This window comes from Pseudomonas sp. Hp2 (assembly GCF_006386585.1).
In the GTDB taxonomy this organism is placed as follows: domain Bacteria; phylum Pseudomonadota; class Gammaproteobacteria; order Xanthomonadales; family Xanthomonadaceae; genus Pseudomonas_S; species Pseudomonas_S boreopolis.
Genome location: NZ_VAHJ01000003.1, coordinates 243,122 through 255,800, shown reverse-complemented (window position 1 = coordinate 255,800; position 12,679 = coordinate 243,122). Strand labels below are relative to the sequence as shown.

Annotated in this window: 13 protein-coding genes; 11 read left to right on the top strand and 2 right to left on the bottom strand. The window is 67.6% G+C overall.

Going from position 1 to position 12,679, the window contains the following annotated elements:
- Positions 1-197: 197 nt before the first annotated feature.
- The gene (locus FD678_RS10590) at positions 198-1,265 is read left to right on the top strand and encodes an aldose epimerase family protein (RefSeq protein ID WP_140722734.1); all 1,068 of its coding nucleotides are present in this window, start codon (positions 198-200) and stop codon (positions 1,263-1,265) included.
- Positions 1,266-1,278: 13 nt separating this feature from the next.
- On the opposite strand, the gene FD678_RS10585 is transcribed toward FD678_RS10590, so the two are convergent.
- Complete coding sequence (locus FD678_RS10585) at positions 1,279-2,076, bottom strand: cytochrome C assembly family protein (protein ID WP_140722731.1); 798 nt, start codon at positions 2,074-2,076, stop codon at positions 1,279-1,281.
- 113 nt (positions 2,077-2,189) lie between these two features.
- Between FD678_RS10585 and ffh the strand changes: the two genes are divergently transcribed.
- The 6 genes from ffh to rplS all read left to right on the top strand — a co-directional run bounded on the left by ffh (position 2,190) and on the right by rplS (position 7,121).
- Positions 2,190-3,578, top strand: a complete 1,389-nt coding sequence (ffh, locus tag FD678_RS10580; RefSeq protein WP_140722727.1) for a signal recognition particle protein — start codon at positions 2,190-2,192, stop codon at positions 3,576-3,578.
- A gap of 301 nt (positions 3,579-3,879) precedes the next feature.
- Complete coding sequence (locus FD678_RS10575; RefSeq protein ID WP_140722724.1) at positions 3,880-4,677, top strand: aminotransferase class IV family protein; 798 nt, start codon at positions 3,880-3,882, stop codon at positions 4,675-4,677.
- An 80-nt stretch (positions 4,678-4,757) separates the two neighbouring features.
- Positions 4,758-5,015 carry a 30S ribosomal protein S16 gene (gene rpsP / locus FD678_RS10570; RefSeq protein ID WP_140722721.1) on the top strand — a complete coding sequence of 86 codons (258 nt, stop codon included), beginning with the start codon at positions 4,758-4,760 and terminating at the stop codon, positions 5,013-5,015.
- 44 nt (positions 5,016-5,059) lie between these two features.
- On the top strand, positions 5,060-5,572 hold the full coding sequence (gene rimM / locus FD678_RS10565) for a ribosome maturation factor RimM (RefSeq protein WP_140722718.1): 513 nt from the start codon (positions 5,060-5,062) through the stop codon (positions 5,570-5,572).
- Between the two features lie 212 nt (positions 5,573-5,784).
- Positions 5,785-6,537 carry a tRNA (guanosine(37)-N1)-methyltransferase TrmD gene (gene trmD / locus FD678_RS10560; RefSeq protein ID WP_140722715.1) on the top strand — a complete coding sequence of 251 codons (753 nt, stop codon included), beginning with the start codon at positions 5,785-5,787 and terminating at the stop codon, positions 6,535-6,537.
- Positions 6,538-6,716: 179 nt separating this feature from the next.
- Positions 6,717-7,121 carry a 50S ribosomal protein L19 gene (gene rplS / locus FD678_RS10555; RefSeq protein ID WP_140722712.1) on the top strand — a complete coding sequence of 135 codons (405 nt, stop codon included), beginning with the start codon at positions 6,717-6,719 and terminating at the stop codon, positions 7,119-7,121.
- Positions 7,122-7,313: 192 nt separating this feature from the next.
- On the opposite strand, the gene FD678_RS10550 is transcribed toward rplS, so the two are convergent.
- Positions 7,314-8,768, bottom strand: a complete 1,455-nt coding sequence (locus tag FD678_RS10550) for an MATE family efflux transporter (RefSeq protein ID WP_140722709.1) — start codon at positions 8,766-8,768, stop codon at positions 7,314-7,316.
- A gap of 296 nt (positions 8,769-9,064) precedes the next feature.
- Between FD678_RS10550 and FD678_RS10545 the strand changes: the two genes are divergently transcribed.
- The 4 genes from FD678_RS10545 to FD678_RS10530 all read left to right on the top strand — a co-directional run bounded on the left by FD678_RS10545 (position 9,065) and on the right by FD678_RS10530 (position 12,675).
- Positions 9,065-10,453: an undecaprenyl-phosphate glucose phosphotransferase gene (locus FD678_RS10545; protein ID WP_218569643.1), complete on the top strand. Its 1,389-nt coding sequence runs from the start codon at positions 9,065-9,067 to the stop codon at positions 10,451-10,453.
- A gap of 77 nt (positions 10,454-10,530) precedes the next feature.
- Positions 10,531-10,896 carry a MarR family EPS-associated transcriptional regulator gene (locus tag FD678_RS10540; RefSeq protein WP_305955978.1) on the top strand — a complete coding sequence of 122 codons (366 nt, stop codon included), beginning with the start codon at positions 10,531-10,533 and terminating at the stop codon, positions 10,894-10,896.
- Positions 10,896-11,390 carry a transcription termination/antitermination NusG family protein gene (locus tag FD678_RS10535; protein ID WP_140722699.1) on the top strand — a complete coding sequence of 165 codons (495 nt, stop codon included), beginning with the start codon at positions 10,896-10,898 and terminating at the stop codon, positions 11,388-11,390. Before FD678_RS10540 ends, FD678_RS10535 begins: the two co-directional genes overlap by 1 nt.
- 118 nt (positions 11,391-11,508) lie before the next feature.
- On the top strand, positions 11,509-12,675 hold the full coding sequence (locus FD678_RS10530) for a nucleotide sugar dehydrogenase (RefSeq protein ID WP_140722696.1): 1,167 nt from the start codon (positions 11,509-11,511) through the stop codon (positions 12,673-12,675).
- Positions 12,676-12,679: the final 4 nt, after the last annotated feature.

Here is a 12,679-nt window from a genome sequence, read left to right as displayed (position 1 = left end):
CCGACTAATGATTTAAATCGGAATACGCATATGCGTATTGCAATGATGCAATGCGCAATGGTTTCGCCTGGAAGCGGCCGCCCGGCGGGCCGCCTCGCGATGCGCTTTCGCCGTTGCGGGATATGCGCATTGGCATGGTTCGGCGGGCGACGTGCTGGCTATGCTGCGCGGCTGCCAACAGGAATCCGCCGGACACCATGCAACGCCCATTCGGAACCATGCCGGACGGCACCGACGTCCACGCGATCGCGCTGGAGAACGACCACGGCCTGCGCGCCGAAGTGCTGACCTACGGCGGCATCCTGCGCCGGCTGGAAGTGCCCGCGGGCGATGGCCACGTGGACGTGGTGCTCGGGCTGGCGGACCTGCCTGCCTACCTGGCCGACCATGACAGCCTCGGCATCCTGGTCGGCCGCTTCGGCAACCGCATCGCCAACGGCCGCTTCGTGCTGGATGGCGTCGAGCACCAGCTGAGCCGCAACGAAGGCCCCAACCACCTGCATGGCGGCGTCCGCGGTTTCGGCCACCGGTTGTGGGAGGTGCGCGAACGGTCGCGCGAGCGCGTGCTGCTGGCGCGGGTGTCGCCGGCGGGCGAGGAGGGCTACCCGGGCACGCTCGAGGTCAGCGCCGAGTTCCGGTTGCGCGGCCACTGCCTGGAGCTGTGCTATCGCGCCCGTACCGATGCCCCCACGCCGGTCAACCTGACCCACCATCCTTATTTCAACCTGGCCGGGGACAGGCTCGTGCCGGTGGCCGCGCAGGTGCTGCGCATACCGGCCGGCCGTTACCTGCCGGTGGATGCCGCGCTGATCCCGACCGGCCAGATCGCCGACGTGCACGGCACGCCGTTCGATTTCCGCGTCCCGGGCACGCTCGACGCGAAGCGGATCGCGGACGATCCGCAACTCGCGCTGGGCAAGGGCTACGACCATTGCCTCGTGCTCGACCCCGCGCACGCCACCTGCACCGCCGAGCTGTATTCGCCGCACAGCGGCGTCGCGATGCGGCTCACCAGCCCGATGCCGGCAGTGCAGCTGTACGAAGGGCAGATGCTCGACCACAGCCATCCCGAACTCGGCCGTGGGTTGTGCCTGGAGCCGCAGCAGTTCCCGGACGCGCCCAACCACGCCGGTTTCCCCGACACCATCCTGCGCCCCGGCCAGGACTACCTGCACCGCATCGAGTACCGGTTCGGCGTGCCCGGCCGCGACGCGGGCTGGGACGAGGTGGTGGCCGCGCTCGACCGCGCGCCCGCCGGCGGATGAGCCGGGGCGGGCCTCAGCCCGCCGGAGCGCCCAGCACCAGTTCGATCACGAACTTGCTGCCGAAGAACGCCAGCACCAGCAGCGCCATTGCGGTCAGCGTCCAGTGCACCGCCTTGGCGCCGCGCCAGCCGTTGCGCCAGCGGCCGACCAGCAGCGCGCCGAACACCAGCCACGACAGGATGCTCAGCACGGTCTTGTGGAGCAGGCGCTGGGCCAGGAAATCCTCGACGAACAGCAGTCCCGTCACCAAGGTCAGCGTCAGCAACGCGAAGCCGACGCTGATGGTGCGGAACAGCAGCGTCTCCAGCTCGGTCAGCGGCGGCAGCGCCCGCAGCCAGGCGTGGAAATCGCGCCGGCGCAGCGCCCGCTCCTGCAGCCACAGCATGATCGCCAGCAGCGCCGAGATGCCGAGCGTGGCGTAGGCCAGCAGCGCCAGCCAGGCATGCACTTCCAGGCGCCAGCCCAGCGCCGGGCTCGGCTCGTGGCCGTAGCCGTGGTAGCAGGCCAGCAACAGCGCCGCCAGCGGGAACACCACCACGCCCAGCGCCGCCATCCGCCCACGTGCGCCCACCAGCGTGGTCAGCGCCGCCATGCCCAGCCCGACCAGCGACAGTGCCGCGAAGAAGTGCATGTCCGGCCCGCCCGCGGTGCGCATGGCGACCTGCACGTGGTAGCCGGCATGCAGCGCCAGCGCCGGCAGCGCGGCGAACAGCCAGCCGTTGCCGGGCGCCGCTCCTTCCCGCGCCACGCCGCGCACCAGCAGGGCCGTGGCGACCAGGTACAGCGCGAGGGAGATGAGAACGATTGTCATCGTGGAAGTTTCGCATACCACGGGCCGGGCCGGCAGGCGGCTCGCCGGTGCAGGGGCGGGGCACGCCCTGCCGCTATAATCGCGGTCCGTTTCCCCTTCGCGGTCGCCTTCGCATGTTCGAATCCCTCACCCAGCGCCTCTCCGGCACCATCGAGCGCCTGCGCGGCCGCGGCCGCCTGACCGAGGAGAACATCCGCGAGGCCACCCGCGAAGTGCGCATCGCGCTGCTCGAGGCCGACGTCGCCCTGCCGGTGGTGCAGGCGCTGATCGAACGGATCAAGGTACGCGCGGTCGGCCAGGAAGTGCTCAAGTCGCTGACGCCCGGCCAGGCCCTGATCAAGGTCGTGCGCGACGAGCTGACCGCGGTGATGGGCTCGGCCGCGGCCGACCTGAACCTCAACGTGCCGGCGCCGGCGGTGTTCCTGATGGCCGGCCTGCAGGGCGCGGGCAAGACCACCACGGTCGGCAAGCTCGCCAAGCACCTGAAGGAAAAGCGCAAGAAGAAGGTCATGGTGGTGTCGGCCGACGTCTACCGCCCGGCCGCGATCGAGCAGCTCAAGACCCTGGCCGAGCAGGTCGGGGTGCTGTTCTTCCCGTCCAGCGCCGACCAGAAGCCGGTCGACATCGTGCGCGCCGCGATCGCCGACGCGCGCAAGTCGTTCGTCGACGTGCTGCTGGTCGATACCGCCGGCCGCCTGGCCATCGACCAGGCGATGATGGACGAGATCAAGGCCCTGCACGCCGCGATCAACCCGGCAGAGACCCTGTTCGTGGTCGACTCGATGACCGGCCAGGACGCGGCCAACACCGCCAAGGCGTTCGGCGAGGCGCTGCCGCTGACCGGCGTGGTGCTGACCAAGACCGACGGCGACGCCCGCGGCGGCGCCGCGCTCTCGGTGCGCTACATCACCGGCCGGCCGATCAAGTTCGTCGGTACCGGCGAGAAGGTGGACGGGCTGGACGTGTTCCATCCCGACCGCGTCGCCAGCCGCATCCTCGACATGGGCGACGTGCTGTCGCTGGTCGAGCAGGTCCAGCAGAGCGTGGACCAGGAAAAGGCCGCCAAGCTCGCCGCCAAGGTCGCCAAGGGCAAGAAGTTCGACCTCAACGACATGAAGGAACAGCTCGAGCAGATGCAGAACATGGGTGGCATCGGCGGGCTGATGGACAAGCTGCCCGGCATCGGCAAGATCCCGGACCACCTCAAGGACCAGGTCACCGGCAAGGAAGTGCCGCGGATGATCGCGATCATCAACTCGATGACCAAGAAGGAGCGCCGCAATCCGGCCGTGCTCAACGGCTCGCGCCGCGCCCGCATCGCCAAGGGCGCCGGCCTGCAGCCTTCCGACGTCAACAAGCTGATGAAGCAGTACCAGCAGATGGAGAAGATGATGTCCAAGCTCTCTGGCGGCGGTATGAAGGGCCTGATGCGCGGCATGAAGGGCATGATGGGCGCCATGGGCGGAATGGGGGGGCGCGGCGGCCTGCCGCCGTTCCGCTGATCCCGAGGGACGGCGACCTGGCGATCGCTGCCCGGCAAGCCGTTCCCGCCGTGCCAGGCCGTCCGTCGCAGCGGTTCCGCATGCATCCGTTATGGCTTTCCAGATGCACGAGCCGCGCCAGAGGCAGGGCATGCGGCCATGGCGGCTCCAGTGCCACCAGAACTCGCACCTCCCTTCTCCCGCCCGCGGGGAAAGGTGCCCCGAAGGGGCGGATGAGGGATGCTTCCCCCAGTAAGAACAAACCACGAGCAAGCGACAGCATGATGGATCCGTCCATGTGGCCGCAGCCCGAGACGCCGCTGTGAATCTGGTTCTCCATCGAGGCGCCCCCGCCGGCGCGGACGTGCTGGCGGCCCTGGCCCTGGTCAATTACGGGCACTTCACCTCGCTGCAGGTGCGCGACGGCGCGGTGCGGGGCCTGGACCTGCACCTGCAGCGGTTGCAACAGGGCACGTCCACGTTGTTCCGGAGCCGATTGGACGAAGAGCGCCTGCGCGTCGAACTGGCGGCCGCGCTCGATGCCTTCGGCCGGGCGGACGCGTCGCTGCGCGTCACGGTGTTCTCGCCCGACTTCGATTTCCGCGAACCGTTGCGCGAGGCGGCGCCGGAGGTGCTCGTCTCGCTCTCGCCGGCCTCGCAGCTGCCGGCGGCGCCCCTGCGCGTGCGCCCGGTCGCGTTCGTGCGCGAGCTGCCGCAGGTCAAGCACGTCGGCACGTTCCCGCTGTTCCAGTTGCGGCGCGACGCCATGGAGGCCGGCTTCGACGACGCCCTGTTCGTCGATGCCCGGGGCTGCCTGGTCGAAGGATCGGTCTGGAACCTCGGCCTGTGGGACGGGCAGGGCGTCACCTGGCCGGAGGGGCCGGCGCTGCGCGGGACCCAGGAACGGCTGCTCCGGGCGGGGCTGGCGCTGCTCGGCGTGCCGCAGCGGGTCCGCCCGGTCCGCCTGGACGAAACCGGGGCGTTCCGCGCCGCGTTCGCCTGCAATTCCCGCGGGTTGCAGCCGATCCGGGCGATCGGCGAGTCGGCCTTCCCGGAGCTTGGCCTGCCGCCGGTCCTGGAACGGGCCCTGTCCACCCAGCCCTGGCAGCCGCTCCGGTAGCTTGGAATCGCCCGGCCGGGCCGCTATAATCGTCGGCTTACCTCGCCATCCTGGCGACTGGGCAACATCGAGAAACCACCATGGTCAAGATCCGTCTTACCCGCGGCGGCGCGAAGAAGCGTCCGTTCTACCACATCATCGTCACCGACTCGCGCAGCGCCCGCGACGGCCGCAACATCGAGCGCGTCGGTTACTACAACCCGGTCGCCCAGGGTGCCGAGCAGCGCGTCGTGCTGGATCTGGCCCGCGTCGAGCACTGGGTCAACAACGGCGCCCAGCTGACCGACAAGGTCCGCAACCTGCTGAAGGAAGCGACCAAGACCCAGGCCGCGGCCTGATCCTGGAGGGCCGCGCCACCGGCGCGGCCCATGGGCCGGAAGCGATGAAAGATACCGAGCGCCGCATCCTGTTGGGCAGGATCGTCGGCGCTTTTGGCGTTCGTGGCGAGCTGAAGCTCGAGTCCTGGACCGAGCCGCGGCTGGCCATCTTCAAGTACCAGCCCTGGATCCTGCGGGCACCCGACGGCCGGGAGTCCACGCTGGCCGGCGCGCGCGGGCGCGACACCGGCAAGCACCTGGTGGCGACCTTTCCCGGCATCGACGATCGCAACGTGGTCGAGGCGATGCGCGGTACCGAGATCCACGTGCCGCGCAGCGCGCTGCCGCCGCCAAAGCCCGACGAGTATTACTGGGTCGACCTGGAAGGCCTGGACGTGCAGACGGTCGAGGGCGCCGCGCTCGGCCAGGTGTCGCACCTGTTCTCCACCGGCGCGAACGACGTGCTGGTGGTGCGCGGCGAGCGCGAGCGACTGATCCCGTTCGTGCAGCCGGATTTCGTCAAGTCCGTGGATTTCGAGGCCAATCGGATCGTCGTGGATTGGGATCCGGAGTTCTGAAGAAGCCAAGCCCCGGGATCCGGCCCCGGAAGAACGGTAGGCCTGCTTCGCGCCGAATGCTGTTGTGGGAGGGGCTTCGGTCCCGACGGGCTTTGCCGGCCCGCTGCCGGGGCTACGGCCCTTCCACGGAAAGCAGATTGCAGGAGCATCGGGTCGCTTGACAGCCTGGCCCAGGCAAGGATGCTTCCCAAGCCCCGAGTTCCCCCGACCCAATGCGCATCGACGTCATCAGCCTGTTCCCCGAATTCATCGCCCAGTCCGCCGCGTTCGGCGTGGTCGGGCGAGCGCAGGAGCGGGGATTGCTGGAACTGCACGGCTGGAACCCTCGCGACTATGCCGAGGGCAATTACCGCCGCGTGGACGACCGCCCCTTCGGGGGCGGCCCCGGCATGGTGATGTTGATCGAGCCGCTGCGCGCCTGCCTGGGCGCGGTACGGGCGGCCGACCCGCAGCCGGCGCCGGTGATCTACCTCAGCCCGCAGGGCCGGCCGCTGACCCAGGCCAGGGTCCATGAGCTGGCGGCGCTGCCGCGCCTGGTCCTGCTGTGCGGACGCTACGAGGGCGTGGACGAACGCTTCCTCGCGGCCGAGGTGGATGAGGAAATCTCGATCGGCGACTACGTGCTGTCCGGCGGCGAGCTCGGAGCGGCCGTCGTCGTCGATGCGGTGACCCGGCTCCAGGAAGGGGCATTGAACGATGCCGAATCCGCCGCCCAGGACAGCTTCGAGGGCCCCGGGGGGCTGCTGGATTGTCCCCATTACAGCCAGCCGGCCAGCCACGTGCTGGGCGACGTCCCGGACGTCCTGCGCTCGGGCAACCACGCCGCGATCGCGCGCTGGCGCCGGCAGCAGTCGTTGCTGAGGACCTGGCAGCGACGCCCGGACCTGCTGGACGAAGAGGCGCTGTCCAAGGCCGACCGCAAGCTGCTCGACGAGGCCCGCCAGGGCGGGGGAGGCAAGGCCTGAGGCCCGGTTTCGCGGCCTCTAGCGCCGGCCTGCGGGAATCGGCTACAATGCGCGGCTCCATGTGGCCCGCGCCGGGCCCAGCGGATCCCACAACGATAAACGTGCGGCGCAATCCGGCGACTGCATCAGTCCACGCTGTCGAAACGACACACCCACCCCGAACGAAATCGGTGTAACCCATGAGCAAGCTGAACAAGTCCATCATCGCGGAATTCGAGTCCGCCCAGATCGCCCGCGAACTGCCGCAGTTCAGCCAGGGCGACACCGTCGTGGTCAACGTCAAGGTCAAGGAAGGCAATCGCGAGCGCGTGCAGGCCTACGAGGGCGTGGTGATCGGCACCAAGAACGCCGGCCTGAACTCCTCGTTCACCGTGCGCAAGATCTCGCACGGCTACGGCGTGGAGCGCGTGTTCCAGACCTACAGCCCGACCATCGAATCGGTCGAGGTCAAGCGCCGCGGCAAGGTGCGCGCCGGCAAGCTGTACTACCTGCGTGGCCTGGAAGGCAAGGCTGCCCGCATCAAGGAAGACCTGGCCGCCGCTGCGCAGGCCAAGGCCGCCCGCCAGGCCGCCAAGGCCGAGTAATCCGCGACCGGGCGCTTGGCCCGCGTATTGCACGGAAGGCCGCCCTTGGGCGGCCTTCTGCGTTTCCGGGGGAGGCGCTGCGCAGGTGGCGAGGGCGATCTTCTGTGCGCCGCGAAGAGTCTCCATGCCATCCACCAGGCGGGGCAGGCGGTCCCGGCCGCGTTAATTCCCCTCGCGGCGAGCCCCCGCGGATCAGCGGCTCTCTTCGGCCGCATCGGCCACCGGCGACGGCGGTGGCGCCGGCACCTCGGCCGGTACCGCCACCTCCTGCGCATGCGGGGCGGGCGCCAGCATATGGGCGCTGCGCCACCTGCCCCAGCGGTAGTACGCCAGCGACATCAGCATCGCGCAGAGCGAACTGACCGGGAAGCTCCACCAGATCGCGTCGGAGCCGAACCGGGGCATCAGCAACTCGGCCAACGGTACCCGGATGCCCCATAGCGCCAACGCCAGGATCACCAGCGGCGGTATCACCGCGCCGGTCGCACGCACCACGCCGGACACCACGAACGTCACGCCGAACAACAGGAAAGACCAGATCGCGATGTGATTGAGGTGCCGGGCGATCTCGAGCGCCGGGCTGCCGGCCGGCAGGAACAGCGACAGCGTCCAGCGGTCGAGCAGGATCAACGGCACGATCAGCGAGCCGGTGAGCAGGAAGTTGAACAGCACGCCGCTGCGCGCCGCCGCATCGACCCGGTCCCAGCGGCGCGCGCCGACGTTCTGCGCGGCCATCGAGGAGCATGCCGCTCCGATCGCCATCGCCGGCATCTGCACGTAGGTCCACAGCTGCAGGGCCGCGCCATAGGCGGCCGCGGTATCGGTGCCGTAGCCGTTGACCATGCGCATCATCGCGATCATCGCCAGCGAGATCAGCACCATCTGCAGCCCCATCGGGACGCCCTTGCCGACCAGGGCGCGCAGGATCCGCAGGTCGATCGCGAACATGGCCGCGTCGCGCCGGCCCAGCCACAACACATGCCCGCGATGGCGCATGTAGGCCAGCAGGCCCGCGAGCGCGATCGCCTGCGCCGCCAGCGTGGCCCAAGCCGCACCCGCGATGCCCAGTCTCGGGAACGGGCCCAGCCCGAAGATCAGCAGCGGGTTCAATGCGATGTCCAGCACCACCGAGAGCAGCAGGAACCGGAACGGCGTGCGCGAGTCGCCCACGCCGCGCAGCGCGGCGGACAGGAACGCGAACATGTACAGCATCGGCACCGCCAGGAAGATCACCCGCAGATAGGCCTCGGCGAGCGGCAGCGATTCGTGCGGCGTGCCCATCGCCGCCAGCAGGTGGCGCGCGAGCCAGACGCCGGATGCGGCGATCAGGACCGAGACCCCTACGAAGAACGTGGCGCTGGTGCCCATCACCCGGCGCGCCTGGACCAGGTCCTTGGCGCCCATCGCCTGGCCGATCAGGATGGTGGCGGCCATGCCGATGCCGAACACCGAGCCGATCAGGAAGAACAGGATGTTGTTGGCATTGGCCGTGGCGGTCAGCGCGGCCTCGCCCAGATAGCGGCCTACCCAGACCGCATTGATTGAACCGTTCAGCGATTGGGCGACGTTGCCGGCGAGAATAGGCAGCGCGAACGAGAGCAGGCTTCTGCCGATCGGGCCCTCGGTGAGCGAGGTTGGACGTTGCATCACGAATGGGCCTGTTAAGGAGGATGAATCTTACTGCGGCCGCATGCCGGTCGCTGCCGCTCGATGGCGTACTTGCCCGGGTAACCCTGAATAGGGCAAGGCGCCCGGGTGCCCAAATTTGTTAAAGTTGGACCTGAAACACACATTTTCGTGTAGGTTGGTCACTTACCCCCACGAGTGTTGTGCCTACCCCTCGAGGATGGGGGGACGACGTTCTGGAGGACATGGCTTTGTTACAAGGATCGGTTCGCGAGCTTGCCACGAGTGATATTCGCCTGCGTCCGCCAGGATCGCTGGTGGCTTTCGGTGCATGGCTTCGCATCGCCGACGTCGCGGCGGTGCTCGCGGCGGTGGCTTGCGCGCAGTGGCTGCGCTTCGGTTGGGGCGTCCCGTCCCCCGCGCAACGGATGGCCATCGGGACGTTGTTGCTCTACGCACTCCTGGGTTTCGCCGTCACTCCGCTTTACCGGCAGTGGCGCAGTCGCAGTTTCACCCACGAGCTGGCCATGCTCACGGTGTGCTGGCTGGCGATCTTCGCCGCCTTCTCGCTGCACGCGATCCTGGTGCAGATGGGGAACGTCCTTTCCCGTGCCTGGCTCGCCTACAGCTTCGTGATCGGCTACGCCGGCATGGTCGCCGTGCGATTCGCCGTGAGAACCCGCCTGCACATACTGCGCCGCCAGGGTTGGGGGCAGCAACGGGTCGTGGTGCTGGGATTGCGGCCGCCAGTGCTGAAGCTGCATCGCTACCTGCAGGCGTGCCCCGGGTTGGGGGTAGGCATCAGCGGCTACTTCGCTTCCCCGAACGACACGCGCTTCGGCGTGCGCGACGACCTGCCGCGTTGCCTGGGGACCCTCGATACGCTGGAAGCCTACCTGCATGCGTCCCGGCACGAGGTCGACCAGGTCTGGATCTCGATGCCCTTGTCCGAGGGAGAGGGTGGCCTCAAGGCCGTGCTCAAGACGCTGGAACGCTTCCCCGTCCCGGTCAAGCTGCTCCCCGACATCCGCACCTTCGGCATGCTCAACCCGAGCGTCGAGCAGATCGGTCGCGTGCCGATGATCAACCTGCGCCAGGGGCTGTCGAAGAGCAATTACCAGGTCCTCAAGCGCATCGAGGACGTGATCGTGGCCTCGTTCGCGGTGATCGTGCTGTCCCCGTTGCTGGTGGCGCTGGCCATCGGCGTGAAACTGAGTTCGCCGGGGCCGGTGCTATTCCGGCAGCGTCGCCATGGCCTGGGCGGGAAGGAATTCCACATGCTCAAATTCCGCTCGATGCACGTGCACAAGGAAGCGGCCGGCAAGGTGACCCAGGCCACGCGCAACGATCCCCGGGTCACGCGCTTCGGCGCGTTCCTGCGCCGGACCAGCCTCGACGAGCTTCCCCAGTTCTTCAACGTACTGGGCGGCAGCATGTCGGTGGTCGGGCCGCGGCCGCATGCGGTGCAACACAACAACCATTACGAGCATCTCATCGATCGCTACATGCACCGCCACTACGTGAAGCCCGGCATCACCGGATGGGCGCAGGTGCATGGGTTGCGCGGCGAAATTCACGAATTGCGTTCAATGCGCAAGCGCGTGCAGTACGACATCGACTACATTCGGCGCTGGAGCCTGTGGCTGGACCTCAAGATCGTCGTGCTGACGGCGCTCCGGGTACTGGGGCAGAAGACCGCGTACTGACGTTCAGTCGGTGGCCGGGTTCTGAGATTGAATGCCGCCCCGCGAGCGGCTAAGGTCTGTTCAACGGATGAACAAAGGTGCGGCGGGTGCAGTCCGAAGAAGTGCGGCACCGACTGTTGAGGATGATCGAGGAGCGGCCCGGATTGACCCAACGCGAGGCTGCCGTCGAGCTTGGCATCAGCGTGGGCAAGGTGAATTACTGTCTGCGTGCGCTGGTGGATCGTGGCTACGTCAAGCTCGGCAACTTCCGGCGCAGCCCCGACAAGCGCAAGTACCGCTACTGGCTCACGCCGTCGGGCATCGAGGAAAAGACCCGCATCACCGTTCATTTCCTGCGGCGCAAGCTGGATGAATACGAGCGCCTGAAACGTGAAATCGACATGTTGATGGCCGAAGTGGGCGGCACCGGGGCGTTGCCCGAACGGCCGAGGGAGAGCCGCTGATGCGCGGCTGGCATCTCGTGCTCACCCGGCCCAGGCAGGAGCGGGTGGCCATGGCGCAGCTCGAACGCCAGGGCTACGAAGTGTGGTTGCCGATGGCGCGCGATCGCGCGGGCAACCTCGATTCCACGCGCGTCGTGCCCCTTTTTCCACGTTACCTGTTTGTCAACGTGGATAGCGAAACTGACAACACCGCTCCCATCCGCAGCACGATCGGGTGTTGCGGGTTGGTGCGGTTCGGAATGACGTTGGCCATGCTGCCGGCGCAGGCGGCCGAAGCGATCCGCCAGCGCTGCGATGACCAAGGCTGTGTCCGCACCGGGGACGATTGGGCGCCCGGCTCCCGCCTGAAAGTGCTCGATGGGCCCTTTGCCGGGTTCGAGGCGGTGTTCCAGGCGCGTTCGGCCAGCGAGCGCGTCTCGGTGCTGTTGCATTGGCTGGGCGTGACCCGGCCGGTACAAATGTCGGCCGGAAGCCTGAAGCTCCTGGCCAGCTGAACCCGCGGGGCGCCGCAAGGCGCGTTGCGGCATGCATTCATGCGTGACCCTTCGGGCGAACGTAGGGCGGTAGCGTGCCTGAAGCCACCGATCGATTCTCAACGAGGAACCCCCACGAATGAAGATCGCGATTGCCGGAACGGGATATGTAGGGCTTTCCAATGCCGTATTGCTGGCGCAGCGACACAAGGTCGTTGCCCTGGACATCGACGCAGGCAAGGTCGAATTGCTCAATCGCAAGCAGTCGCCCATCGAAGACGTCGACATCCAGGAATACCTGGGCAACCGCTCCCTGGATCTCAAGGCAACGCTGGACAAGCGCGAAGCCTATGAAGGAGCCAATTTCGTCGTCATCGCCACGCCGACCGACTACGACGAACAGACGAACTATTTCAATACGCGCTCGGTCGAGGCGGTGATCGCCGACGTGCTGGCGATCAACCCGGCGGCCGTGATGGTGATCAAGTCCACGGTGCCGGTGGGATTCACGGCCAAGATGCGCGAGCAGTTCGGCGTGGACAACATCCTTTTCTCGCCCGAGTTCCTGCGCGAGGGCAGGGCGCTGTACGACAACCTGCATCCCAGCCGCATCATCGTGGGCGAGCGCTCGGAGCGCGCGCGCGCCTTCGCAGGCCTGTTGCAGGAAGGCGCGCTGCGCAAGGACGTGCCGGTGCTGTTCACCGAATCGACCGAGGCCGAGGCCATCAAGCTGTTCGCCAACACCTATCTCGCCATGCGCGTCTCGTTCTTCAACGAGCTGGACACCTACGCGGTCTGCCGCGATCTGGATACGCGGCAGATCATCGAAGGCGTCAGCCTCGATCCGCGCATCGGCGGGCACTACAACAATCCTTCCTTCGGCTACGGCGGCTACTGCTTGCCCAAGGACACCAAGCAGCTGTTGGCGAACTACAGCGACGTCCCGCAGAACCTGATCCAGGCGATCGTCTCCTCGAACTCGACACGCAAGGACTTCATCGCCGCGGAAGTGCTCAAGCGCAACCCGCGCGTGGTGGGGGTCCATCGCCTGATCATGAAGGCGGGCTCCGACAATTTCCGCGCCTCCAGCATCCAGGGCATCATGAAGCGCATCAAGGCCAAGGGCGTGGAAGTGATCGTCTACGAGCCCGTGCTCAAGGAGGCGGAATTCTTCCGTTCGCGGGTCGTGAACGACCTAGAGCAGTTCAAGAGCGAAGCCGACGTGATCCTGGCCAATCGGCTTACGCCGGACCTCCAGGACGTGCAGGAAAAGGTTTACAGCCGCGATCTGTTCGGCGCGGATTGAGCCT

Bases quoted from the DNA above. Each gene is read 5' to 3' on its own strand.
- FD678_RS10590 (WP_140722734.1), top strand. From the start codon at position 198: ATGCAACGCCCATTCGGAACCATGCCGGACGGCACCGACGTCCACGCG.
- FD678_RS10585 (WP_140722731.1), bottom strand. From the start codon at position 2,076: ATGACAATCGTTCTCATCTCCCTCGCGCTGTACCTGGTCGCCACGGCC.
- ffh (WP_140722727.1), top strand. From the start codon at position 2,190: ATGTTCGAATCCCTCACCCAGCGCCTCTCCGGCACCATCGAGCGCCTG.
- rpsP (WP_140722721.1), top strand. From the start codon at position 4,758: ATGGTCAAGATCCGTCTTACCCGCGGCGGCGCGAAGAAGCGTCCGTTC.
- rimM (WP_140722718.1), top strand. From the start codon at position 5,060: ATGAAAGATACCGAGCGCCGCATCCTGTTGGGCAGGATCGTCGGCGCT.
- trmD (WP_140722715.1), top strand. From the start codon at position 5,785: ATGCGCATCGACGTCATCAGCCTGTTCCCCGAATTCATCGCCCAGTCC.
- rplS (WP_140722712.1), top strand. From the start codon at position 6,717: ATGAGCAAGCTGAACAAGTCCATCATCGCGGAATTCGAGTCCGCCCAG.
- FD678_RS10550 (WP_140722709.1), bottom strand. From the start codon at position 8,768: ATGCAACGTCCAACCTCGCTCACCGAGGGCCCGATCGGCAGAAGCCTG.
- FD678_RS10535 (WP_140722699.1), top strand. From the start codon at position 10,896: ATGCGCGGCTGGCATCTCGTGCTCACCCGGCCCAGGCAGGAGCGGGTG.
- FD678_RS10530 (WP_140722696.1), top strand. From the start codon at position 11,509: ATGAAGATCGCGATTGCCGGAACGGGATATGTAGGGCTTTCCAATGCC.